Raw genomic sequence first — 23837 nt, forward strand, 5'->3', positions numbered from 1 at the left:
CCTTCCCCCGGCGGCCTCTGCGGCCTACCCTGTTCAGGTGATGATCTGGTGCAGAAGGAAACGCTCATGCAGCCGTCGGTGAACGTCCTGGGCGAAAAGTTGCAGCCCTGCTCGACCCGGCCCGTGACCGGGTTCTATCGCAACGGGTGCTGCGACACCGGCCCCGAGGACCGCGGCAGTCACACGGTCTGCGTCGTGCTGACCGAGGAATTCCTGGCCATGTCGCGCTATCTGGGCAACGACCTGACCACGCCGCGCCCGGAATTCGGCTTTCCGGGGCTGAAGGCGGGGCAGCGTTGGTGCCTCTGCGCCAGCCGCTTCCTGCAGGCGGCACAGGAATTCGCGGCCCCGCATGTGGTGCTGGAATCCACGCACAAGCGCGCGCTGGACATCGTGCCGCTGGAGCTGCTGCAGCGCCATGCTGTGCCGGCGACCAGATAAGCCCGAGGGGGCAGCGTCAGGCCACCCCCATCAGCCCTCAGATCTTCATGTCGAAGCCCAGATGCTTGGCGACGGTGAAGATGTCCTTGTCGCCGCGCCCGCACATGTTCATCACGATCAGATGGTCGGCGGGCAGGTCCGGGGCGATCTTGATGACATGGGCCAGCGCATGGGCGGGCTCCAGCGCCGGGATGATGCCCTCCAGCGCGCAGCACAGCTGGAAGGCGCCAAGCGCCTCGTCATCGGTGATGCTGACATATTCGGCCCGGCCGATATCCTTCAGCCAGGCATGTTCCGGCCCGATGCCGGGATAATCGAGGCCCGCGCTGATCGAGTGGCCCTCCAGGATCTGGCCGTCCTCGTCCTGCAGCAGGTAGGTGCGGTTGCCGTGCAGCACGCCGGCGCGCCCGCCCGACAGGCTGGCGCAATGCTCCATCCGGTCGTCGACGCCCTTGCCCCCGGCCTCGACGCCGATGATGCGGACCTCGGGATCGTTGAGGAAGGGATAGAACAGCCCCATCGCGTTCGAGCCGCCGCCGATGGCCGCGATGATCGTGTCGGGCAGGCGCCCCTCGCGCGGCAGGATCTGCTCGCGGACCTCCTTGCCGATGATCGACTGGAAATCGCGCACCATGGCCGGATAGGGATGCGGGCCCGCGACCGTGCCGATGCAGTAGAAGGTGTCGCGCACATTGGTCACCCAATCGCGCAGCGCGTCGTTCATCGCGTCTTTCAGCGTGCCGCGACCCGATGTCACGGGGATCACCTCGGCGCCCAGCAGGCGCATGCGGAAGACGTTTGGCGCCTGACGCTCGACGTCGTGCGCGCCCATGTAGACGATGCATTTCAGCCCGAAGCGCGCGCAGACGGTGGCGGTGGCCACGCCATGCTGGCCCGCGCCGGTCTCCGCGATGATGCGGGTCTTGCCCATGCGGATCGCCAGCAGGATCTGGCCCAGCACGTTGTTGATCTTGTGCGCGCCGGTATGGTTCAGCTCGTCGCGCTTCATGTAGATCTTGGCGCCGCCCAGATTCTCGGTCAGGCGTTCCGCGAAATAGAGGGGGCTGGGGCGGCCCACGTAATGCGTCCACAGATCGTCCATCTGCGCCCAGAAGGCGGGGTCGGTCTTGGCGCGCTCGTATTCGGCCTCCAGCTCCAGGATCAGCGGCATCAGCGTCTCGCTGACGAACCGGCCGCCATAGATGCCGAAACGGCCCTGCTCGTCGGGGCCGGTCGTGAAGCTGTTGGGCAGGTCGTCGGGCATGAGATGCGCCTTTCGGGGGTTCGAAACGGACGGGATGGGGTCCGGGCACAGGCCCGGTCGCCCTCTTCTAGCGGCCTTCGCGACCGGGGTGAAGCCCCGGCCCGGCCTAGGGAGGTGCGGCGGATCGGCGGGAGGCCGTGCCGCGCCAAAGGGCCGCAGCGCCGCCCGAGGCTCAGCGGAAGCGGCCCTGCTCGATCGGGGCGGGCGGGACGGGTTGCGTCACCAGATGGCTGCGGCGCTTCTCGTAGAAGGCGTTGCCGCCCGCGACCAGCACGTAATGCATGTTGTCATAGGGGAAGCGGTGGCCATGGGTGTGAAAGAACATCGCATTGCCGATGCGCGGATGGCGTTCGCCGCGCAGGACGGCACTGGCAGCACGGCGCACGTCGGGGACGCGGTCCAGATCGATGGGGCGCGACAGCACGCCCGGCGCGAACTGGTTCTTCTGGCCCACGACCTCGCAGACCGTGTCGGGAAACTGGTCCGAGGCGACACGGTTCATCACCACGCTGCCCACCGCGATCATCCCGTCGCGGCTGGAGCGGTTGGCCTCGAAGAAGATCGCCCGCTCCATGCAGGACTGCGGGTTGAGCCGCTTGCGGCCAAAGCCGGAATCGCCGCAGCCCGTCAGGACCAGCAGCACGGCCGACAGCGCCGCGACGGCGCGCGCTGTGGAAAATCGTCTCATGACTGCCCGTCCCTCGTTTTTTCCTGACTGTCGAGGAAGGCGTGCCGCGGGGCAAGCCGAAAGGCACGGGACCGGTGTTTTTGCCGGTCGGCGGGCGTCAGGCGGCGGGTTTCTGCGCCCGGCCCGCGACATAGGTCTGCGCCACGGCGCGGTCGTCGCCCATGATCTGCAGGATGAACAGTTCCTCGGCCAGGGTGCGGGCGCGCTCCATCCTCAGCGCCATGGCGGGCGTGGCGCGGGCGTCCAGGACGACCAGATCGGCCATGCTGCCCGGCGCCAGGGTGCCGATCTGGTCCTCCATCCCCAAGGCCAGCGCATTGCCGCGCGTGGCCCAGTGGAAGGCCGCCAGCGGGTGCAGGCTCTGGCCCTGAAGCTGCAGGATCTTGTAGCCCTCGGCCAAGGTCGCCAGCATCGAATAGCTGGTGCCGCCGCCGATATCGGTGGCGATGCCGCTGGTCACCCCCGCCGCCCGCAGCCCGCCCGCATCGAAGAGCCCCGAGCCGAGGAAGAGGTTCGAGGTCGGGCAGAAGACCGCGCGACTGCCGGTCTCGGCCATGCGGGCGATCTCTCGGGGTTCCAGGTGGATGGAATGGCCCAGCAGGGTGCGCGGGCCCAGAAGGCCATAAGTGTCGTAGATATCCAGATAATCCCGGGCCTTGGGATAGAGGCTTAAGGTGAAGTCGATCTCGGCCCGGTTCTCGGAGAGGTGGGTCTGGATGTGGCAATCGGGATAGTCGGTGGCCAGCTGGCCCGCCATCTGCAGCTGTTCGGGGGAGGAGGTGATGGCGAAGCGCGGGGTGATCGCATAAAGCTGACGGCCCGTGCCGTGCCAGGCCTCGATCATGGCGCGGCTGTCGTCATAGCCCTGCTGGGGGGTGTCCAGCACCTCGGGCGGGGCATTGCGGTCCATCATCACCTTGCCCGCCACCATCGCCATGTCGCGCGCATGGGCGGCAGCGAACAGCGCCTCGGCCGACTGCCTGTGGACCGAGCAGAAGGCCACCGCCGTGGTGGTGCCATGCGCGGTCAGCAGGTCCAGGAAGGCCCCGGCCATGGCGGGGGCATGGCCCTGCCGGGCAAAGCGCGCCTCCTCGGGGAAGGTGTAGTCGTTCAGCCAGTCCAGAAGCTGCGCGCCCCAGCTGGCCACGACCTGCACCTGCGGAAAGTGGATATGCGGGTCGATGAAGCCCGCCAGGATCAGGTTCGGGTGGTGGTCGACCTCGGGGGTGCCGTCCGGGATCAGGCCCTCGCGCGTCATCTGGGCGTGATCACCTCGGGCGGTGATGACCCCGTCGGTGATCAGGATCGCCCCGTCTTCCCAGAAGCGGTGGTTGTCGTCGGTGTCCTGGGGGTCGGCATGGAAGTCGAGGACGCGGCCCCGGATCAGCTGTTGCATGGGTATTTTTTCAAAGAAGAAGTGGTGAGGCGGGCCATCAGCTCGGCGGCGGTGAAGGCGGCGATGAGTTCGGGGCGCTTGTCATGGCTGAAGCCCGCCCCGATCGGGCAGGTCAGGGGGGCGGGGTCGAGGCCGCGCGCGGCGGCGAAGCGGGCGAACTGCGCGCGTTTCGTGGCGCTGCCGATCATGCCGATATAGGGCAGATCACGGCGGGACAGGGCCTCGGCGGCCAGAAGGAAATCCAGCGCGTGGTCATGGGTGACGATCAGGACCGAGGTGCCGGGGCGGGCGCTGCGGATCATCGATTCCGGCAGCGCGCTCAGCAGGGTCGGGCCGGTGGCGCGGGCCAGTTCCTCGGGGCGGCTGTCGATCAGGGTGGTGGTGAGCGGCAGCGGGGCCAGGGCCCGCGCCAAGGCCCGGCCGACATGGCCCGCGCCGAAGATCAGCGCATCGGGATGGGCGGACGGCGTCGGCGCCTCGCGGTCCAGCGTCAGGGTGACGCGGCCGCCGCAGCACTGGCCGATCTCGGGGCCGAGGGGGATGTCCATGCTTGCGGTCGCCTCGCCGCGCGCCAGCATCTGGCGGGCGCGGTCGATGGCCATGTATTCCAGCTGGCCGCCGCCGATCGTGCCTTGGGTCGCCTCAGGCCCGACGACCATGAAGGCCCCGGCCTCGCGCGGGGTCGAGCCGCGCGCCTTAGTGACGCGGATGCGGATGCGGATCATCCGCGCAGCCGCTCGACCGCCATCAGCACCCGCTCGGGCGTGGCGGGCGCGTCCAGCCGCGCGGGTTCGCGGTAATCGACGACCGAGGCCACGGCCATGTTGATCGCCTCGAAGACGCTGATGCCCAGCATGAAGGGCGGCTCTCCGACGGCCTTGGAGCGCTTGATCGTGCGCTCGGAGGCCTCGGACCAGTCGGCCAAGGCCACGTTGAAGATGCGCGGGCGGTCGCTGGCCAGCGGCACCTTGTAGGTCGAGGGGGCATGGGTCTTGAGTTGCCCCTGCTGGGACCACCACAGTTCCTCGATGGTCAGCCAGCCCGCGCCTTGCACGAAGGCGCCTTCGACCTGGCCCCTGTCCAGCGCCGGGTTCAGCGAGCGGCCCACGTCATGGAGCACATCCGTGCGGTCGATGACATATTCGCCGGTCAGCGTGTCGACCGAGACCTCGGACACCGCCGCGCCATAGGCGTAATAGTAGAAGGGCCGCCCCTTGCCGGTCGCGCGGTCCCAGTGGATCTTGGGCGTCTTGTAGAAGCCCGCCGCCGACAGGTGGATGCGCGCCATATAGGCGGCGCGGATCACCTCGGTGAAGGGGATCAGGTGATCGCCCGCTTGGATATGGCCCGGCAGGAAGGCCACGTCCCCGGGCGCGACCTGCCAGCGTTCGGCCACGAACGCGACCAGCCGCGCCTTGATCTGGTCCGCCGCATCCAGCGCCGCCATGCCGTTCAGGTCGGTCCCCGAGGAGGCCGCGGTGGCCGAGGTGTTGGGGACCTTCTCGGTCGTGGTCTTGGTGATCTTGATGCGGGCGATGTCGCATTGGAACGCCTCGGCCACCACCTGGGCCACCTTGGTGTTCAGCCCCTGCCCCATCTCGGTCCCGCCATGGTTCAGGTGGATGGAGCCGTCGCTGTAGATGTGGATCAGCGCGCCCGCCTGGTTGAACCAGGTCGCGGTGAAGCTGATCCCGAACTTGACCGGCACCAGCGAGATGCCCTTGCGGATCACGCCGCCTTTCGCGTTCCAGTCCAGCACGGCCTGGCGGCGGGCATGATAGTCGCTGCTGGCCTCCAACTCGTCGAAGATGCGGGGCAGGATCTGGTCGGTGACCTCCTGATGATAGGGGGTCAGCTGGCCGTTCTGATAGAGGTTGCGCTTGCGCACCTCCAGCGGGTCCAGACCCAAGGCGTAGGCGATCTCTTCGATCATGCGCTCGGCCACGATGACGCCCTGCGGGCCGCCGAAGCCGCGAAAGGCGGTGTTGCTGACGGTGTTGGTCTTCAACGGGTGGCTGCTGATGCGGACGTCGGGATAGAAATAGGCGTTGTCGGCATGAAACAGCGCGCGGTCGGTGACCGGACCGGACAGGTCGGCGGAAAAGCCGCAGCGGGCGTACCAGTCGCCCTCCACCGCCCGGATGCGGCCCTGGTCGTCGAAGCCCACCGCGTAATCGACCACGAAATCGTGGCGCTTGCCGGTGGCGATCATGTCGTCGTCGCGGTCGGGGCGGATCTTGACGGCGCGGTTCCAGCGCCTGGCCGCCACCGCCGCCACGCAGGCGAAGAGGTTCATCTGCGTTTCCTTGCCGCCGAACCCCCCGCCCATGCGGCGCACGTTCACGACGACCGAATGGCTGGGCACGTTCAGGACATGGGCCACCATGTGCTGCACCTCGGACGGGTGCTGGGTCGAGACATGCAGCGCAACATCGTCATCCTCGCCCGGGATGGCCAGGGCGATCTGACCCTCGAGGTAGAAGTGATCCTGCCCGCCGATGGCGAAGCGGCCCTCGATCCGGTGCGGGGCGCGGGCCAGGGCTGCGGGCGCATCGCCGCGCCGCAGGGTCAGCGGGTCGGTGACATAGCCCATGCCCGCATCGCGCGCCGCGATCGGGTCCAGCGCATGGGGCAGCGGGTCATAGGTGATGCGCGCCTTGTGCGCGGCGCGGCGGGCCTGGTCGCGCGTCTCGGCCACCACGGCAAAGACCGGCTGGCCCCAGAACTGCACCACGTCTTCGGCAAAGATCGGATCGTCGTTCTTGCCGTTGGGCGAGACGTCGTTGACGCCCGGCAGATCGGCGGCCGTCAGCACCCCCAGCACCCCGGGCTGCGCCAGCACGTCCGAGAAATCGCTGCCCGTGATGCGTCCATGCGCGCAGCCCGACAGGCCCAGATAGGCGTGGATGGTGCCGGTTGGCTCGGTCAGGTCGTCGGTGTAATCGGCGCGGCCGGTGACATGCTTGATGGCGCTGTCATGGGCCTGATCCTGATGGGCGAGGCCCCGGATGGCGGTCCTGTCGTCCTTCATGGCCTCAGGCTCCTACGGGTTGGCGCAGCCGCACGGGCAGGCCGGGATCGGATTGCTCCAGCCAGAAGCGGCGAAGCAGGTTGCGCGCCACCAAGGCACGGTAATCGGCGCTGGCGCGCATGTCGGACAGCGGCGTAAAATCCTGCGCCAGCGCGCGGGCGGCGGCGTCGAAGCTGCTTTCCGCAAAGGGCTGGCCCTGCAGCGCAGCTTCGGCGGCCCGGGCGCGCTTGGGGGTGGCGGCCATGCCGCCGAAGGCCAGCCGGGCGTCGGTGATCACCCCGTCCTGCACCTCGAGGCAGAGGCCCGCCGCCACCGCCGTGATGTCGCTGTCATGGCGCTTGGTGATCTTGTAGGCGGCGATGCGCGCGCCTTCCCGGATCGGGATGACGATTCGTTCCACGAACTCGCCGGGCGCGCGGTCCTGCTTGCCGTAATCCAGGAAGAACGCCTCCAGCGGCAGCTCGCGCCGCGCGTCCCCGCGCCGCAGCACGATCCGCGCGCCAAGCGCGATCAGCAGCGGCGGCGTGTCCCCGATGGGCGAGCCGTTGGCGATATTGGCGCCGATCGTGCCCATGTTGCGCACCTGCCAGCCGCCGATCCGCAGCCAGTAGTCATGGGCCTCCGGGATGTGGCGGGCGATCAGGGGGGCGGCCTCGGAATAGGTCACGCCGGCGCCCAGATGGATCTCGTCCCCGGCGACGGAGATGTCCTTCATCAGATGGCCGATGAAGACGGCGGGGCTGATGTCGCGCAGGAACTTGGTCACCCACAGCCCGACATCGGTGCCGCCCGCGACCAGCGTGGCCTGCGGCTCGGCCAGCAGGACCTGCGCCAGATCGTCGGCGTCCGAGGGGATGATGGCGCGGTCGGCGCCGCGCGCCAGTGTGATCCGCCCGCCCGCCATGCCGGCCAACCGGGCGGTGACCGCCGCGCGTTCGCAGGCCAGAGCGTCCTGCGCCTGCCCCCCGGCGGCGCCTGCGGCCAGCGCGGCGGTGATGATCGGCTGATAGCCGGTGCAGCGGCAGATATTGCCCTGCAGCGCCAGCTCGATGGCGGCCTCGTCCGCCTGCGGGTCGGTCATCCACAGACCATAGAGCGCCATGACGATGCCCGGCGTGCAGAAGCCGCATTGGCTGCCGTGATGCTCGACCATCGCGGCCTGCACGGGATGCAGCCCGCCCTCGGGGCCGCGCAGATGCTCGATGGTGACGACATGGGTGGCGTGGCAGGACGCCAGCAGCCGGATGCAGGCATTCACCGGCTCGTAGACCAGCCCGGCCCCGGTCAGGCGGCCCAGCAGCACGGTGCAGGCGCCGCAATCACCCTCGGCGCAGCCCTCCTTGGTGCCGGTCAGGCGGCGGGCCAGCCGTAGATGGTCCAGCAGCGTGTCCGACGCGCCCACCTCGGTCAGGGCGACCTCTTGGTCGTTCAGCAGAAACCGCAGCTGGGTCATGGTGATCCTTCCTCGCTTGGTCCCGATGCTAGGCGGAAATGGATGGTTGCGAAATCGGGCGCGGCATAGAAGACTTTACACGTCTCATTGAAAGCGGGCCACCCTCATGTCCTATCTGGAAAGCCTGCGCGTCTTCGTGAGGGTGGTCGAACTGGGCTCGATCACCGCCGGAGGCAGGGATCTGCGCCTTTCCCCGGCAGTTGCCTCGAATCGTATCAAGGATCTTGAAAATCGCTTCGGGCTGCGGCTGCTGAACCGCACCACGCGCAAGCTGATGCCGACCGAGATCGGGCGCGCCTTCTATGACCATGCCCGCCGGGTGATCGAGACGCTGGACGAGGCCGAGGCGCTGATCGGCAGCTTTTCGGGGCGTCCACAGGGGGTGATCCGGCTGACCGCGCCCCTGGGGCTGGGGCGGCGGCTGATCGCGCCGCTGGTCCCGCCCTTCTGCGCCGCCAATCCCGGGGTCGAGATCCGGCTGCGCCTGTCGGACCGCAACGTCAACATCGTCGAGGACGCCATCGACCTGGCCTTCTTCCTGGGCGAGCCCGCGGATTCGGCGCTGAAATGGCGCAAGATCGCGGATTGCCCGCGCGTGCTGGTGGCCGCCCCCGCCTATCTGGCGCGCGAGGGCACGCCCGAGGGCCCCGACGATCTGGCAGGCCACAACTGCCTGCTGCTGCGCTATCCCCGCAGCCCGGAATATTTCTGGACCCTGCAGACGCCCGAGGGGCCGCGCAAGATGATGGTGCAGGGGCGCTTCGACACCGATGACGGCGACGTGCTGACGGGTTGGGCGCTGGACGGGCACGGAATCGCCAACCGCCCGCGCTACGACGTGGCGGAGGATCTGGCGGCGGGGCGGCTGGTCGAGGTGCTGGCCGATCACCGCCCCCTGCCCGCGCAGTTCGGCTGCCTGACCCCGCATCGGCGGCTGCAGGACCCCAAGGTGCGGCTCTTCGCCGATCACGCGGTGCGGGAACTGCGCCCGCTGTTCTGACCGCTGCCCTGACCGGCGCCTACAGCCCCGCGACCGCGGATGCGCCGACCTGCCGGAACCAGCGCAGGATCAGGTCGCGCTCGTCCTCCTCCATCCCGGTGATGTTGGCGGGGGGCATCGCGTCGGTCAGCCCTGCCTGGACATAGATGTCGCGCGCCGCGCGGGCGATGTCGGCGGGCGTCTCCAGCAGCACCCCCTTGGGGGCGTGGTGGATCCCCTCCCAGACCGGCTCGCGGGCGTGGCACATCGAGCAGCGGCCGATCACGGCATTGGCGGCCTCGTCAAAGCCCGGGCCCTCGGCAAAGCGCGCCTCGATGGGCGTCAGCGGGCGGGCCATCGCCTCGTCATAGCTGTCCTGGTTCACGCCCAAAGCCGACAGCCACATGATCCCGATGAACAGCATCGCCGTCACGGCCCAGGTCCACCACTGATAGCCCTTGCGCGCGTGCATGGTGTTGAAGAAATGCCGGATCGTCACCCCCATCAGGAAGATCAGCGCCGCGATCAGCCAGTTGTACTGGCTGGCGAAGGCCAGCGGGTAATGGTTCGACAGCATCAGGAAGATCACGGGCAGCGTCAGGTAGTTGTTGTGGGTGGACCGCAGCTTGGCGATCTTGCCGTATTTCGGATCGGGCGCCCGGCCCGCCTTGAGGTCGGCCACCACAATGCGCTGGTTGGGCATGATGATCAGGAACACGTTCGCGGTCATGATCGTCGCGGTGAAGGCCCCCAGATGCAGCAGCGCCGCCCGGCCCGTGAAGATCTGGTCATAGGCCCAGCCCATCGCCACCAGCGCCACGAACAGAAGTCCCATCAGCACCGTGGGCCGGTTGCCCAGGGGCGACTTGCACAGTCCGTCATAGATCAGCCAGCCCAGGGCCAGCGACCCGGCCGAGATCGCGATGCCCTGCCAGATGGCCAGATCGGCCTTGGCGGGCTCGATCAGGTACAGGTTCGCGCCCGCCCAATAGGTGACCATCAGCAGCGCCGCGCCCGACAGCCAGGTGGCATAGCTTTCCCATTTGAACCAAGTCAGATGCTCGGGCATCCGCTCGGGCGCGACCAGGTATTTCTGGACATGGTAGAAGCCGCCGCCATGGACCTGCCATTCCTCGCCATGCGCGCCCCTGGGCATGCCGGGCGCCTTCTGCAGGCCCAGATCCAGCGCGATGAAGTAGAAGGACGAGCCGATCCAGGCGATGGCGGTGATGACATGGGTCCAGCGGACGGCGAAGGCCAGCCACTCCCACAGGATGACGGTTTCCGGGATCATCTCAGCTGCCCCGATAGGTCGAATAGCCGAAGGGAGAGACCAGCAGCGGCACGTGGTAGTGATCGTTTTGCGACATGCCGAAGCGGATCGGGATCACGTCCAGAAAGCGCGGGCTTTCGGCGGGAACCCCCGTCGCATCCATCCAGGCGCCGGCGTGGAATTCCAGCTCGTAGGTGCCGGGGGCGAAGGCCTCCTCGGGCAGGATGCGCGCGTCCGTGCGCCCGTCGGCATTGGTGAGCATCCGGGCCAGTTCCTGGCGCGTGTCGCCGTCAAGGCGGCTCAGCACCACCTCCATACCGGCGGCGGGGGCGCCCCGGGCGGTGTCCAGAACATGGGTCGTCAGATAGCCCGGCATCGCGGCTCTCCCTTGCTGCGTTTTCCCCGTGATACCCGCTTCCGGCCGGCAATCGAGCCACGGGCATCGCAAGGCAGTCTATAGGGATCGTGGACAATCGCCCGCAACCCGCCTGTGCGTCCGCACTGCCCCGGTCCCGATGGTGCCCAGCTAAGACCCCCGCGCGCCGATCGGAAATGCTTTTCCCGCTTGCCCCTGTCCCGCACCCATCGCTGCCGCAGGATTGGGCAGCGGTCCTACCCGCCGCCCCCGAAAAACCGCCCGTCTCGCGGGATTTTCCCCCTTGTGCGGGGCGATGTTCGCCGTCACGACAAGGCAGCATCGTCAACGGAGGCAGCATGGCCGATCCGACCCGCCGCCGGGGCCGCCCGCCCAAGGTGCCGGCCCAGCCCGTCCTGCCCGGCACCGTGCAGGCGCTGGACCGGGCGCTGGACCTCCTGGACCTGCTGGCCGCCCGTCCCGGCCTGACGCTCTCCGAGGTGGCCGAACATGCGGCCCAGCCCCCCTCGACCGTGCACCGCGTCCTGCACACGCTGGCCACGCGCGGCATGGTGGAAAGCGATCCCGCGACCCAGGCCTGGAACATCGGCCCGCAGGCCTTCCGGTTGGGCTCGGCCTTCATGCGCCGCTCGGGGATCGTGGAACGCGCCCGCCCGATCCTGCGCATGCTGATGGACCATACCGGAGAGACGGCGAACCTTGGCATCCTGCAGGGCGACGCCGTGCTGTTCCTGAGCCAGGTCGAGACGACCGAGACGATCCGCGCCTTCTTTCCGCCGGGCACCCGCTCGCCGCTGCATGCCTCGGGGATCGGCAAGGCGCTTCTGGCTTTCGGAGCGGCGGGCGGCGCCACGGGTCCGCTGCAGGGCGAGGCGCCGCTGGCGCGCTTCACCGACAACACCCTGACCGACCGCCAGGCGCTCATGGCGGATCTGGCGCGCATCCGCCATCGCGGCTTCTCCTTCGACGACGAGGAGCGCACGCGCGGCATGCGCTGCATTGCCGCCCCGGTCTTCGACCTGTCGGGCGAGGCGGTGGCCGGGGTCTCGGTCAGCGGCCCCGCGCACCGGATCGCGGCCGAGCATGTGAAGACCCTGGGCGCGGTGGTGGCCGCCGCCGCCGCCAGCCTGACCGAGGCGATGGGCGGCCAGACGCCCTGAGCCCCTAATGGCCGCCGAAGAACGTGTATTTCGCCACGAACATCGCGGCGATGATCCAGGTCGCGGCATGCACCTCTCGGGCGCGGCCGGTCAGCAGCTTGATCAGCGCATAGCTGATGAAGCCGAAGGCCAGCCCGTTGGCGATGGAATAGGTGAAGGGCATGGCGATGGCCGTCAGGACCGCTGGCGCGGCCTCGGTCACGTCGTCCCAAGCGACCTCGGACAGTTCGCGCACCATCAGCGTGGCGACATACAGGAGCGCCGGCGCCGTGGCATAGGCCGGAACCGCGCCCGCCAGCGGGGCGAAGAACATCGCCGCCAGGAACAGCACGCCCACGACCACCGCCGTCAGCCCGGTCCGGCCCCCGGCCTGCACCCCCGAGGCGCTTTCGACATAGGCCGTGGTGGACGAGGTGCCCAGCAGCGCCCCCGCCGTGATCGCCGTCGAATCGGCCATCAGCGCGCGGCCCAAAGCGGGGTTCTTGTGAGTCGGCCCCTCGGTCAGCAGGCCCGCGCGCTTGGCCACCCCGATCAGCGTGCCGGTCGCGTCGAAGACCTCGACCAGCACCATCACCAGCACCACCTGCACGATGCCGAAGGTCAGCGCGCCCATCAGGTCCATCTGCAGGAAGGTCGGCGCGATCGAGGGCGGCATCGACACCACGCCGCCGAACTGGCTGACGCCAAGCGCGATAGCGGCCAGCGTGGTCACCAGGATGCCGATCAGGATCGCGCCGGTCACCTTCAGCGCGTCCAGCGCCACGATGACGAAGAACCCCGCGATGGTCAGCAGCGTCCCGGTCTGCGTCAGGTCGCCCAAGGCCACCAGCGTGGCCGGGCTGTCCACCACGATCCCCGAGGATTGCAGCGCGATGATCGCCAGGAACAGCCCGATCCCCGCGGCGATGGCGCTGCGCATGGAAGACGGGATCCCCGCGATCAGCCAGCGCCGGATGCCGGTGGCCGACAGGAACAGGAAGATCAGGCCGCTGATGAACACCGCCCCGAGCGCCTGCTGCCAGGTGAAGCCCATCATGCCCACGACCGTGAAGGCGAAGAAGGCGTTCAGCCCCATGCCCGGCGCCATGCCGATGGGCCAGTTGGCCCAGAGCCCCATGATCAGCGATCCCAGGGCCGCCGCCAAGCAGGTGGCCACGAAGACCGCGTCCCGGTCCATGCCGGTCGTGGCCAGGATGTCTGGATTGACGAAGATGATATAGGCCATCGTCAGGAAGGTGGTGATGCCGGCGATCACCTCGGTCCTGACGCTGGTTCCCTTGTCCGACAGCTTGAAGTAACGGTCCATGACCCCCCCTTTGGCAGCGGCCTTGTCGGGCTGCCTTTGCGCGGCAGCCTGGGCCCGTCGGGCCTGTGCGACAATGCCCGCCCGCCCGCAAGTCTTTCAATGCTCGATTGAAAAGCAGTGGGATCTTTGCGGTTTCCTTGATACAGAATGCGGCGTCTGCCTGCTTGCCGTCGCCCGCGCTGCGCGCTTTTCTGGCAGCGTCACGACCTATGGCTCAAAGGGGACTTCGATGCGCTACAGCCGCGATCTGCGAGGATATGGCGAAACCACCCCCGATCCCCGCTGGCCGGGTGGCGCCCGCATCGCGGTTCAGATCGTGCTGAATTACGAGGAGGGCGGCGAGAACAGCATCGAGCATGGCGACCCCGCCTCCGAAGCGTTCCTGTCCGAGATCATCGGCGCCCAGCCCTGGCCCGGCCAGCGGCACTGGAACATGGAATCGATCTATGATTACGGCGCGCGGTCGGGCTTCTGGCGGATGCACCGGCTGCTGAAGGACATCCCCGTCACCGTCTACGGCGTGGCCACCGCGCTGGAGCGCAGCCCCGAACAGGTCGCCGCCATGCAATCCGCCGGGTGGGAAATCGCCACCCACGGGCTGAAATGGATCGACTATCGCAACGTGCCCGCCGAGGTCGAGGCCGACCACATCGCGCAGGCCGTGGCGCTACACACCGCCGTCACCGGCCAGCGCCCCCACGGCTTCTATCAGGGCCGCACCTCGATGAACACGGTGGCGCTTGGCTGCGAGGAAGGCGGCTTCGCCTATCTGGCCGACACCATCGCGGACGAGCTGCCCTATTGGCATGTCCACAAGGACCGCCCGCAGCTGATGGTGCCCTATACGATGGACGCCAACGACATGCGCTTTTCCAGCGGCCAGGGCTTCGGCACCGGCACGGATTTCTTCGACTACCTGCGCGACAGCTTTGACATGCTCTATGCCGAGGGTGCGGCGGGGGCGCCCAAGATGATGTCCATCGGCCTGCACTGCCGCCTGGCGGGCCGGCCCGGCCGTGCGATGGCCATCCAGCGCTTCCTGGATCATGCCCGCGCGCATGAGGGCGTCTGGTTCGCCTCGCGCCTGGACATCGCGCGCCACTGGGCCGAGGAGCATCCCTATCGGCCCCGCACCCGCCCCTCGCAGATGGCGCGTGCCGATTTCGTCGCCCGCTTCGGCGGGGTTTACGAACATTCGCCCGTCATCGCCGAACGGGTCTGGGACGCCGAGATGGGCGCCGTCCATGACAGCGCCCAAGGGCTGGCCGCCCGCATGGCGCAGATCTTCCGACAGGCCGGCGACGAGGAGCGGCTTGGCATCCTGCGCGCCCATCCCGATCTGGCGGGCAAGCTGGCGATGGCCCGGCGCCTGACCGAGGACAGCAGCGCCGAACAGGCCAGCGCCGGGCTCGACGCGCTGACCAACGCGGAGCGCGCCGGGTTCACGCAATTGAACGACGCCTATGTCGCGCGCCACGGCTTTCCCTTCATCATCGCGGTGCGCGACCATGACAAGGCGGGCATCCTGTCGGCCATGCAGACCCGCCTGGACAACGACACCGCGACCGAACGCGCCACCGCCGAGGCTCAGGTGATCCGCATCGCCACCCTCCGCCTCAAGGATCTTCTCGCATGACCCAGACCGGCCCCGCAGGCGCCCCCACCGGCGACATCGCGCAACTGCCCGCCGAGGACGCGACCCCGGCCCGCATCCGCTATGCCGGCCCCGTGGCGGGCCTGCCGCCCCAGACCGGCATGACCACCGACACGGCGGTCTTCACCAATGCCTATGCGGTCATCCCGCGCACGGTCATGCGCGACATCGTCACCAGCTATCTGCCCGGCTGGCAGGGCATGCGCTTCTGGATGCTGGCCCGCCCCCTGTCGGGCTTTGCCGAGACCTTCAGCCAGTACATCGTCGAACTGGCCGAGGGGGGCGGCAGCGACACCCCCGATGACGACCCCCAGATCCAGCACGCGATCTTCGTCACCGGCGGCGACATGCAGGTGGTCATCGACGGGACCGAGCATCTGCTGACCCCCGGCGGCTTCGCCTATATCCCGCCCGGTACGCCCTGGCGGGTGCGCAACCGCACGGCGGGGCCTGCGGGCTTTCACTGGTGGCGCAAGCGCTGGCAGCCGGCAGCTGGCACTGAACGGCCCGACCCCATCGTGGTGCAGGAACAAGACATCGCGCCCTCGATGATGCCCGACACGGACGGGGCCTGGGGCACGACCCGCTTCATGGACCCCGCCGATCTGCGCCACGACATGCACATCACCGTGGTGACCTTCAAGCCCGGCGGCTCGATCCCCTTCGCCGAGACGCATGTGATGGAGCACGGCCTCTTCGTGCTGGACGGCAAGGCCGTCTACCGCCTGAACCGCGACTGGATCGAGGTCGGGCCCGGCGATTTCATGTGGCTGCGCGCCTTCTGCCCGCAGGCCTGCTATGCGGGCGGCCCGGGGCCGTTCCGCTACCTGCTTTACAAGGACGTGAACCGCCACGCGCCGCTCTGGCCGAACCGCTGACGGGCCGGGGCCAGGGTCACTTCATCGGATCATGGCCCCAGTTCATCAGGGAAAAGCGCCAGTCGCTGTGCGCCTTGTCCTTGTCAGGACCGCCCTGCGCCAGATGGCGCTTGATATAGCCATTGACCTTGGCCATGTGCGACCAGTCGTCCTCGGACAGGTCGGCCTTCTTCTTGTCCTTGATGCGCAAGATATGGCGGCCCGACTTGTGGCCGGTGCTTTCGCCCTCGCCGCCGGTATCGCCGACGGACTTGCTGTCCTCGGTCTCCAGCCAGTCCTTCAGTTCGGTCGGGGTCATGTTGACCAGCTCCTGCCAGTCGCTCCAGGTGTCGTCCTGCGATGCCATCTCGTCCTCCGTCATGGGTTGCGGGGGGCGAACCCCGGCGCGCGGGGCGCGGTTCCCCGCCCTCAGCCCTTGGTGGCGCCCACGGCGGGGGTGATGGTCCGCGCCCGGACCCTCGCCTCGCGCCAGGTGATATAGCTGATCGCCCCGATCATCAGACCGCCGCCCAGAAGCACCCACCCGTCCATCGGCTCGTGAAAGACCAGCACGCCCACCAGGCTGGCCCAGACCAGCTGCAGGAAGGTCACCGGCTGCGTCACCGCCAAGGGCGCGGCGGCGAAGGCCCGCGTCATCGTGTAATGCCCTGCCGTGGCGAAGACCGCGACCAGCCCCAGCCAGCCCAGCTGCGCCCAGGTCGGCGGCACCCATTGCGCGATGGCCAGCGGCGCCAGCCCGATCGACACGGTCAGCGACATCATCGCCACCACCACCGAGGCCGGCACCCGCCCCGACAGCTGCTTGGCCACCAGATAGGAGGCTCCGAAGGCGACCGCGGCCAGGACCTGCGACAGATGCCCGGGATCCAGTTCGCGCAGCCCCGGGCGCAGCACGATCAGCGCGCCCATCAGTGCGACGCCCACCGCGATCATGCGCCGCGCCGCAAGCCGCTCGCCCAGAAACAGCGCCGCCCCCAGGGTCACGATGATCGGGTTGAGAAAGCCGATGGCGGTCACCTCGGCCACGGTGATGCGCGACATGGCATAGAACCACGCCACCACCGCCACCACATGCAGCACGCCGCGCAGCGCGAACATCCCCCACACATCGCGGGGAAACCCACCCCGCAGGGCGCTCAGGATCACCGGGGCCAGGAAGACCAGCCCGAACAGAAACCGGATGAAGGCCGCCTGCGCCGCCGGCAGCGCCCCCTCCAGCCCGCGCACGATGGTGTTGACGCCGACGAAGCACAGCCCCGTCACCAGCATCCAGCCCATGCCAACCAGATCGCGGCGCGTGTGAGGTTCCATCTGCATCATCTGCAATTGTCGGGTTTTCCCCATGGACGCAAGCCCCCACGAGAGCCGCGCCCCTTACAGACGCGGCCTCCCCCTTTCATCTTGGCAGAAATATCCCGGGGTCCGGGGCAGAGCCCCGGTTCCCAGCCCTCACAACTGCGCCGCGACCTCTTCGGAAATGTCGAAATTCCCGGTCACGGTCTGCACGTCGTCGTCATCCTCCAGCGTGTCGATCAGCCGCATCAGCTTCTGCGCGGTCTCCAGATCGGTCACCTCGGTCGGGGCCTGCGGCTTCCAGATCAGCTTGGCGGTGTCGGCATCTCCCAGGGAGGCCTCCAGCGCGGCCGAGACCTCGTTCAGCGCCGTGTCCGCGCAATAGATCCAGTGGCCTTCGTCGTCGCTCTCCACATCGTCGGCGCCCGCCTCGATGGCGGCCAGCATGACCGTGTCGGCATCGCCCGCAGATGCCGGATAGACGATCTCGCCCACCCGGTCGAACATGAAGCTGACCGATCCGGTCTGGCCCATGTCGCCGCCCGACTTGGTGAAGTAGCTGCGCACGTTGGACGCGGTGCGGTTGCGGTTGTCGGTCATCGCCTCGACCACCAGCGCGATGCCGTTGGGGCCATAGCCCTCGTAGCGGATCTCGTCATAGCTTTCCGCGTCGCCGCCCTGCGACTTCTTGATGGCGCGGTCGATCACGTCCTTGGGGACGGATTTGACCTTGGCCTCCTTGACGGCCATGCGCAGGCGGGGATTTTTCTCGGGATCGGGATCGCCCATCTTGGCGGCGACGGTGATCTCTTTGGCCAGCTTCGAGAACAGCTTGGACCGCAGCTTGTCCTGCCGGCCCTTGCGGTGCTGGATGTTGGCCCATTTGGAATGACCTGCCATGTCGGGTCGTCCTTCGTCATGCGGTAAAAATGAGGAGTGTCGGGCGCTTCTAGTCCAGCCGCCCCCCCCATCGCAAGACGAACCGGAAAGACCCGGGCCGCGTTCGACGCAAAGGCTCCGATTTCGGACCGAAGGGACATGATGACAACCGACCAGATGATGCTGTTCGCCCTCTTGGGCGTGATCGTGGGACTGATGCTGTGGGGACGCTTCCGCTACGATCTGGTGGCCTTTGCCGGGCTGATGGCGGCGGTGCTTCTGGGGCTGGTGCCCTCGGCGCAGGCCTTCTCGGGCTTCGGCAACCCGACGACGCTGATCGTGGCGCTGGTGCTGATCGCCACGGCGGGGCTGACGCGGTCGGGCGCGGTGGCGCGGCTGACGCGGCTTATGTCGGGGCGCGACCGCGGCACGACCGGGCATATCCTGCTGTTCGGGGGCGTGGGCGCGCTCTTGTCGGGCTTCATGAACAACATCGCGGCGCTCGCCATGCTGATGCCCGTCGACCTGCAGACCGGGCGCAAGCTGGGCCGTGCGGCGGGGCTGACGCTGATGCCTTTGGCCTTCGCCACGATCCTCGGCGGCATGCTGACGCTGATCGGCACGCCGCCCAACCTGATCGTCTCGGGCTTTCGCGCCGATGTGCTGGGCGAGCCCTATCGCATGTTCGACTTCCTGCCGGTGGGCGGGGCCGTGGCGCTGGCGGGTCTGGCCTTCATCGCGCTGATCGGCTGGCGGCTGATCCCGCGCCCCGACGAGGGAGAGGCCGGCACCGAGGCCGACAGCCGCCAGCGCCGCTATGTCACCAGCCTGGTGGTGACCGAGGCCAGCCTGCCCGCCGCCCGCACCATCCGCGAGGCCCGGGCCGAGGCGGCGGGCGCGGGCGTGCGCATCACCGGCCTCGTCCGGCACGGGCAGGAGGTGGAGGGCCCGCTGGACGATCAGGTGCTGGAGGATGGCGACATCCTGATCCTGCGCAGCACCCCGGGCGCTCTGGACGAGTTCCGCTCGACCTCGAACCTGGCCTTTCCCGACGGCAGGCAGGAGCCGCGCGCCCGCAAGGATGCCGAGGGCCAGCAACTGATCGAATGCCTCGTCTCGGTCGCGGCCCAGATCGCGGGTCGCTCGGCGCAGGGCTTCGGGCTGGCCAACCGCCATGACAGCGTGCTGATCGGGCTGCGCCGCGACGGCGTGGCCCTGCGGCGCGGGCTGGCGCGGCAGGATCTGCGCGCGGGCGACATGCTGCTGATCCTGGTGCCGGAAAGCCGGGTGGCCGATCTTCTGGCCGCGACCGGCCTGCTGCGCCTGGACGGCGGCAGCCTGCCCGTGCAGCGCGAGCGTCACATGCGTGCGGCGGTGGGCCTCTTCGCGCTGGCCGTCCTGGCCGCCACCTTCGATCTGACGACCATGCCCATCGCGCTTGGCTGCGTGATCATCGCCTATGTGCTGTTCGGGGTGCTGTCGGTCCACGAGCTTTACGACCATGTCGACTGGCCGGTGATCGTGCTTCTGGGCTCGATGATCCCGCTTGGGCTGGCGCTGGACGCCACTGGCGGCTCGGCCCTGATCGCCGGGGGACTGGCGCGCCTGACCGAGGGTTATCCGGCCTGGGTCGCGCTGGTGATCCTGATGGGGGGCACGATGTGCCTGTCGGACGTGCTGAACAACAACGCCACCACGATCATCGCCGCCCCGGTCAGCATCCGTCTGGCCGAGCAGCTGCAGGTGCAACCCGACGCCTTCCTGATGGGCGTGGCGGTCGCGGCCTCCTGCGCCTTCCTGACGCCCATCGGGCACCAGAACAACACGCTGATCCTGGGGCCGGGCAACTACCGCTTCGGAGATTACTGGCGCATGGGCCTGCCGCTGGAGATCATCGTGATGGTCGTGGCCGTGCCGCTGCTGCTGATCGTCTGGCCGCTGTGACGCAGGGGCCCGACATGCAAAACGCGGCCCGAGGGGGCCGCGATCAGCAGGTCGACAGGATGTCGTCCGGTCTTTAGAGGGCAGCCGAGCCGCCCAGGATGCGACGGACTTCGCCGTCGCGCGTCAGGCCCTTGGCCGCCAGTTCTTGGTCGGACAGCTGGCTCAGGCGGTTCAGCGCCTTCATCTGCGGGCTGGCTTCGGCCAGCATGATCATGAAACGTCCCACGGCGCGGAACGGCGCCAGCAGGGCTGCGCCCGAAAAACCATTGGACGGGCGGTCGACAGAAGCGATGGTAGCCATTGCGGAAACTCCTTGCACGAGAAAGGCCGTTTCCTCCCCTGTACCCTAGATCGGACTTTGGGGCGAAGATCACAACCGACGATGCTGCATGGCAGCATTGCGGCTGCGGCAAGCGGTTGCGGGGAACCTATCCGTGCAGCGGCCAGACCAGCGGGATCACGATCGCCGCCACCACCGCCATCAGCAGGTTCAGCGGCAGGCCGACCTTGATGAAGTCGGCAAAGCGATAGCCGCCCGGTCCATAGACCAGCGTGTTCGTCTGATAGCCGATGGGCGTGGCAAAGCTGGCGCTGGCCCCCATCATCACCGCGACGACCAGCGGGCGCGGATCGACGCCAAGCGTCAGGCCCAGGCTGATCGCCACCGGCGTCACGATGACCGCGACCGCATTGTTCGTCACCGTCTCGGTCAGGGTGGTGGCCAGCATGTAGACCGCCAGCACCAGCGCCCAGGGCGGCAGCGTGACCATCCAGGGCGCGATGCGGTCCACGATCAGCTGCACCGAGCCGCTGTTCTCCAGCCCCGCGCCGACCGCGAGCATCGCGAAGATCAGCGCCATCAGGCGCCCGTCCACGAAGGACAGCGCCTCGTCGGCATCGATGCAGCGCGTGCCCAGTACGACCGCCACGCCGATGAAGGACAGAAGCAGGATCGGCGCGACCTCGAAGGCCGACAGCACAACGACGCCCAGCAGCACCGCCACCACGATGGGCGCATGCCTGCGGCGATAGGCGCGGTCCGAGGGCGCATTGACCTCGACCATGTCCATGTCGCTGGCCAGACGCTGGATGTCGGCCGGGGCGCCCTCCAGCAGCAGCGTGTCGCCCACGCGCACGACCAGATCGTCCAGTTGCCGCCCGATGTTCTGGTTCTTGCGATGCGCCGCCAGCACGTAGACGCCATAGCGGCGGCGCAGACGCATGGATCCCAGGCTGCGCCCGACCATGTGGCAGCCCGGCGTGATCAGCACCTCGACCGTCGAGGTCTCGACCGAGGACAGCTTGTCGACCATGCGCAGGTCCTTGTGGGTCTGCAGGCCCAGCACCTCGGACATGGGGGTGCGCAGCACGACCCGGTCGCCCTCTTCCAGCCGCACGGCGGGCAGGTCGCGGCGCAGCGAGGCGTCGCCGCGCAGCACGTCGATCACCCGGGCGCTGTCGCGGGCGAAGATGTCGACCCCGTCCAGCCCCCGCCCGACCAAGGCCGAGCCCTCGGGGATCGCCACTTCGGTGAAGAACTTCATCTTGCTGCGTCCTGACAGCAACTGCGACATGGAATCGCGGTCGGGCAGCAGGCGGGGGGCGAAGATCAGCAGATAGGTTACGCCCACGATCGCCATGGGCAGGCCCACCCAGGTGATCTCGAAGATGGTGAAATGCTCCATCCCCGCGGAACGGGCCACGCCGTCCACCAGCAGGTTCGTGGAGGTGCCGATCAGCGTCATCGTGCCGCCCAGGATCGACAGATAGGACAGCGGGATCAGCAGCTTGGAGGGGGATTTGCCCATCTCCTTGGCCAGCTGCATGAAGATCGGCATCATCACCACGACCAGCGGCGTGTTGTTGACGAAGGCCGACATCACGCAGACCAGGACCGAGACCGAGGCCAGCGTCAGCATCGGATGGGCCCCGGCATGGCGCGCCGCCCGCTGGCCGATCCAGTCCAGCGCCCCGGTCCGAACCAGGCCGCCGACGATGATGAACATGAAGGCGATGGTCCAAGGCGCCGAGTTCGACAGCACCCCGGCGATGGCGTCGGTATCGAGGATGCCCAGGGACAGAAGCGTGACCGCACCGATGATGGCGGTGACCTCGGGGGGATAGGTTTCGCGGATGAACAGGGTCAGCATCGCGATGATGATGAAGATGGTGACGACCGCGCTGGTCGTCCCGGTCAATTCAAATCCGAACATTCAAAACTCTATCCTGCCACGGTCCCTGCCGCATCGGGGCACTCTGCGCCGGAACCCCGACGCGCCGCAAGCCGTCTTCGCAGGTGCAGCAGAGCGCAAATGCCCTGATCTTGACCTTCGAAAGGACTGAACCGGATGGGTTACTTCCGGGTGCAGACCCGGCCCTGCCTAGGTCCCGCAAGCCGGTATTCCCGGGCGTTCACCGACGATGTCAGGCCGGATGCGTTCCCGCCAGCCGCCCGCCATCGCGCACCGGCACGACGCTGCGCGCCAGCCCGGTGCGGTCGTCCGTCTCGACCAGCACGCCCGACAGGGTCGCCTCGCCCTCGGCCGGGGTGAAGCGGTCGCGGGCCATGCCGGTGATGAAGCGGCGCAGGGGCTCGGCCTTGTCCATGCCGATGACGCTGTCATAGTCGCCGCACATGCCGGCATCGCTCTGGAAGGCGGTGCCGCGCGGCAGGATCTGCGTGTCGGCGGTGGGCACATGGGTATGGGTGCCCACGACCAGACTGGCGCGCCCGTCGCAGAAATGGCCCACGGCCATCTTCTCGCTGGTGGCCTCGGCATGGATGTCGACCAGCGCCGCCTGCACCATCCCGCCCGGAGGATGGGCGCGCAGCACCCCGTCCAGCGCCGAGAACGGATCGTCATAGGGCCGCGACATGAACACCTGCCCCAAGGCCTGCACGATCAGCGCCTTGCGCCCGCGCCCGTCGCTGATGATGGCATGGCCGCGCCCCGGCGCCTCGCGGGCGAAGTTCAGGGGCCGGATGATGCGCGGCTCGCGCTCGATGAAGGTCAGCATGTCCTTCTGATCGAAGGCATGATCGCCCAAGGTCAGGGCATCGGCCCCGGCCTCCAGCAGCAGTTGCGCGTGACCGGCGGTGACCCCTCGCCCGCCGCTGGCGTTTTCCGCGTTCACGATCACCAGATCGGCCTTCAGCCGCGCCCGCAGGCCCGCCAGCCGTTCGGTGATCGCCCGACGGCCCGCACGGCCCATCACATCGCCAAGGAAAAGGATTTTCATGCCGCCCTGCTAGGCGAAAGCCCGGGGCAACTCAAGCCCGCATGCACAGGCAGAATCGACCCATCCGCCTGCCCGGACGGCAGACAGCAAAAAGGGCCGCCCGAGGGCAGCCCTTTCCATTAGCTCGCAATCAGCGTCGGTTCAGACGAACTGCACGTTGGTGGCCGATTCGCGACCGTCACGGCCACGCTCCAGCTCGAACGTCACTTTCTGGCCATCGGCCGGAGCCGACAGGCCCGCGCGCTCAAGAGCCGAGATGTGCAGGAAAACGTCCTGACGGCCGCCTTCCGGTTGAATGAAGCCGAAGCCTTTGGTGCTGTTGAACCATTTCACGGTGCCGTTGGCCATCGTGAGATCTCCTGTCTAAGTTACCACCCGCAGAATGCAGTGGCTTGGCCGTCAGATTAACAAAGCAGACTGAAGGCAGAACCAGACAGGATGCAGAGAATTTAACGTAGCCACCGCTTAGTAACGCCACCCGATTAACCATGCAAGGGAAAACTTGGTGCCGGCTGAGGGATTTGAACCCCCGACCCCCTGATTACAAATCAGACGCTCTACCACTGAGCTAAGCCGGCATGT

At 68.1% G+C, this 23837-nt stretch carries 22 protein-coding genes and 1 tRNA gene; 6 read left to right on the forward strand and 17 right to left on the reverse strand.

Annotated elements, in window-relative coordinates:
• The first annotated feature begins 66 nt into the window (after nucleotides 1–66).
• Entirely contained in the window at nucleotides 67–441 is a 375-nt protein-coding gene (locus FA743_RS02560) for a DUF2237 family protein (protein WP_136884292.1), read from the forward strand.
• 37 nt (nucleotides 442–478) lie between these two features.
• Here FA743_RS02560 and trpB read toward each other — a convergent pair whose 3' ends face one another.
• From trpB to xdhA, 6 genes are all read right to left on the reverse strand, one after another.
• The gene (trpB, locus tag FA743_RS02565; protein ID WP_136884293.1) at nucleotides 479–1705 is read right to left on the reverse strand and encodes a tryptophan synthase subunit beta; all 1227 of its coding nucleotides are present in this window, start codon (nucleotides 1703–1705) and stop codon (nucleotides 479–481) included.
• A gap of 172 nt (nucleotides 1706–1877) precedes the next feature.
• The gene (locus tag FA743_RS02570; RefSeq protein WP_136884294.1) at nucleotides 1878–2393 is read right to left on the reverse strand and encodes a cell wall hydrolase; all 516 of its coding nucleotides are present in this window, start codon (nucleotides 2391–2393) and stop codon (nucleotides 1878–1880) included.
• A 97-nt stretch (nucleotides 2394–2490) separates the two neighbouring features.
• Entirely contained in the window at nucleotides 2491–3789 is a 1299-nt protein-coding gene (gene guaD / locus FA743_RS02575; RefSeq protein ID WP_136884295.1) for a guanine deaminase, read from the reverse strand.
• Entirely contained in the window at nucleotides 3777–4514 is a 738-nt protein-coding gene (gene xdhC / locus FA743_RS02580) for a xanthine dehydrogenase accessory protein XdhC (RefSeq protein ID WP_136884296.1), read from the reverse strand. The genes guaD and xdhC overlap by 13 nt, the downstream gene beginning before the upstream one ends.
• Nucleotides 4511–6820: a xanthine dehydrogenase molybdopterin binding subunit gene (xdhB, locus tag FA743_RS02585; RefSeq protein ID WP_136884297.1), complete on the reverse strand. Its 2310-nt coding sequence runs from the start codon at nucleotides 6818–6820 to the stop codon at nucleotides 4511–4513. The genes xdhC and xdhB overlap by 4 nt, the downstream gene beginning before the upstream one ends.
• Nucleotides 6821–6824: 4 nt before the next feature.
• Nucleotides 6825–8273: a xanthine dehydrogenase small subunit gene (gene xdhA, locus FA743_RS02590; protein WP_136884298.1), complete on the reverse strand. Its 1449-nt coding sequence runs from the start codon at nucleotides 8271–8273 to the stop codon at nucleotides 6825–6827.
• Nucleotides 8274–8379: 106 nt separating this feature from the next.
• Here xdhA and FA743_RS02595 point away from each other — a divergent pair, with 106 nt between their 5' ends.
• On the forward strand, nucleotides 8380–9273 hold the full coding sequence (locus tag FA743_RS02595) for a LysR family transcriptional regulator (RefSeq protein ID WP_136884299.1): 894 nt from the start codon (nucleotides 8380–8382) through the stop codon (nucleotides 9271–9273).
• 19 nt (nucleotides 9274–9292) lie between these two features.
• Here the strand turns inward: FA743_RS02595 and FA743_RS02600 are convergent, their stop codons facing one another.
• Both FA743_RS02600 and uraH read right to left on the reverse strand, forming a co-directional pair.
• On the reverse strand, nucleotides 9293–10546 hold the full coding sequence (locus FA743_RS02600; protein ID WP_425467157.1) for a urate hydroxylase PuuD: 1254 nt from the start codon (nucleotides 10544–10546) through the stop codon (nucleotides 9293–9295).
• A 1-nt stretch (nucleotide 10547) separates the two neighbouring features.
• Entirely contained in the window at nucleotides 10548–10901 is a 354-nt protein-coding gene (gene uraH, locus FA743_RS02605) for a hydroxyisourate hydrolase (RefSeq protein ID WP_136884300.1), read from the reverse strand.
• Between the two features lie 338 nt (nucleotides 10902–11239).
• Between uraH and bhcR the strand changes: the two genes are divergently transcribed.
• Entirely contained in the window at nucleotides 11240–12061 is an 822-nt protein-coding gene (gene bhcR / locus FA743_RS02610; RefSeq protein WP_136884301.1) for an HTH-type transcriptional regulator BhcR, read from the forward strand.
• 4 nt (nucleotides 12062–12065) lie between these two features.
• Here bhcR and FA743_RS02615 read toward each other — a convergent pair whose 3' ends face one another.
• Nucleotides 12066–13367, reverse strand: coding sequence for an NCS2 family permease (locus FA743_RS02615; protein WP_136884302.1), 1302 nt, complete (start codon nucleotides 13365–13367; stop codon nucleotides 12066–12068).
• Nucleotides 13368–13596: 229 nt separating this feature from the next.
• Between FA743_RS02615 and puuE the strand changes: the two genes are divergently transcribed.
• Nucleotides 13597–15003, forward strand: coding sequence for an allantoinase PuuE (gene puuE, locus FA743_RS02620; protein ID WP_136884303.1), 1407 nt, complete (start codon nucleotides 13597–13599; stop codon nucleotides 15001–15003).
• Between the two features lie 119 nt (nucleotides 15004–15122).
• Entirely contained in the window at nucleotides 15123–15899 is a 777-nt protein-coding gene (locus tag FA743_RS02625; RefSeq protein WP_246054811.1) for a bifunctional allantoicase/(S)-ureidoglycine aminohydrolase, read from the forward strand.
• 16 nt (nucleotides 15900–15915) lie between these two features.
• On the opposite strand, the gene FA743_RS02630 is transcribed toward FA743_RS02625, so the two are convergent.
• The 3 genes from FA743_RS02630 to FA743_RS02640 all read right to left on the reverse strand — a co-directional run bounded on the left by FA743_RS02630 (nucleotide 15916) and on the right by FA743_RS02640 (nucleotide 18092).
• Nucleotides 15916–16245 (reverse strand): DUF3140 domain-containing protein, encoded by a 330-nt coding sequence (locus FA743_RS02630; protein ID WP_425467158.1) that lies wholly within the window; start codon nucleotides 16243–16245, stop codon nucleotides 15916–15918.
• A 62-nt stretch (nucleotides 16246–16307) separates the two neighbouring features.
• The gene (locus tag FA743_RS02635; protein ID WP_246054799.1) at nucleotides 16308–17210 is read right to left on the reverse strand and encodes a DMT family transporter; all 903 of its coding nucleotides are present in this window, start codon (nucleotides 17208–17210) and stop codon (nucleotides 16308–16310) included.
• Nucleotides 17211–17348: 138 nt separating this feature from the next.
• Nucleotides 17349–18092 (reverse strand): YebC/PmpR family DNA-binding transcriptional regulator, encoded by a 744-nt coding sequence (locus tag FA743_RS02640; protein ID WP_136884306.1) that lies wholly within the window; start codon nucleotides 18090–18092, stop codon nucleotides 17349–17351.
• A 141-nt stretch (nucleotides 18093–18233) separates the two neighbouring features.
• Here FA743_RS02640 and FA743_RS02645 point away from each other — a divergent pair, with 141 nt between their 5' ends.
• A complete protein-coding gene (locus FA743_RS02645) occupies nucleotides 18234–20015 on the forward strand; it encodes an SLC13 family permease (RefSeq protein WP_136884307.1) in 1782 nt (593 codons plus the stop codon).
• A 73-nt stretch (nucleotides 20016–20088) separates the two neighbouring features.
• Here FA743_RS02645 and FA743_RS02650 read toward each other — a convergent pair whose 3' ends face one another.
• From FA743_RS02650 to FA743_RS02670, 5 genes are all read right to left on the reverse strand, one after another.
• Entirely contained in the window at nucleotides 20089–20316 is a 228-nt protein-coding gene (locus FA743_RS02650; RefSeq protein ID WP_135312364.1) for a hypothetical protein, read from the reverse strand.
• Between the two features lie 127 nt (nucleotides 20317–20443).
• Nucleotides 20444–22228, reverse strand: a complete 1785-nt coding sequence (locus FA743_RS02655) for an SLC13 family permease (RefSeq protein ID WP_136884308.1) — start codon at nucleotides 22226–22228, stop codon at nucleotides 20444–20446.
• Between the two features lie 211 nt (nucleotides 22229–22439).
• Nucleotides 22440–23255, reverse strand: coding sequence for a TIGR00282 family metallophosphoesterase (locus FA743_RS02660; protein ID WP_136884309.1), 816 nt, complete (start codon nucleotides 23253–23255; stop codon nucleotides 22440–22442).
• Nucleotides 23256–23396: 141 nt separating this feature from the next.
• On the reverse strand, nucleotides 23397–23603 hold the full coding sequence (locus tag FA743_RS02665; RefSeq protein WP_042248736.1) for a cold-shock protein: 207 nt from the start codon (nucleotides 23601–23603) through the stop codon (nucleotides 23397–23399).
• Nucleotides 23604–23758: 155 nt separating this feature from the next.
• A tRNA-Thr gene (locus FA743_RS02670) sits at nucleotides 23759–23833 on the reverse strand.
• Nucleotides 23834–23837: the final 4 nt, after the last annotated feature.

The sequence above is a fragment of the Paracoccus gahaiensis genome, from assembly GCF_005048225.1.
GTDB lineage: Bacteria > Pseudomonadota > Alphaproteobacteria > Rhodobacterales > Rhodobacteraceae > Paracoccus > Paracoccus gahaiensis.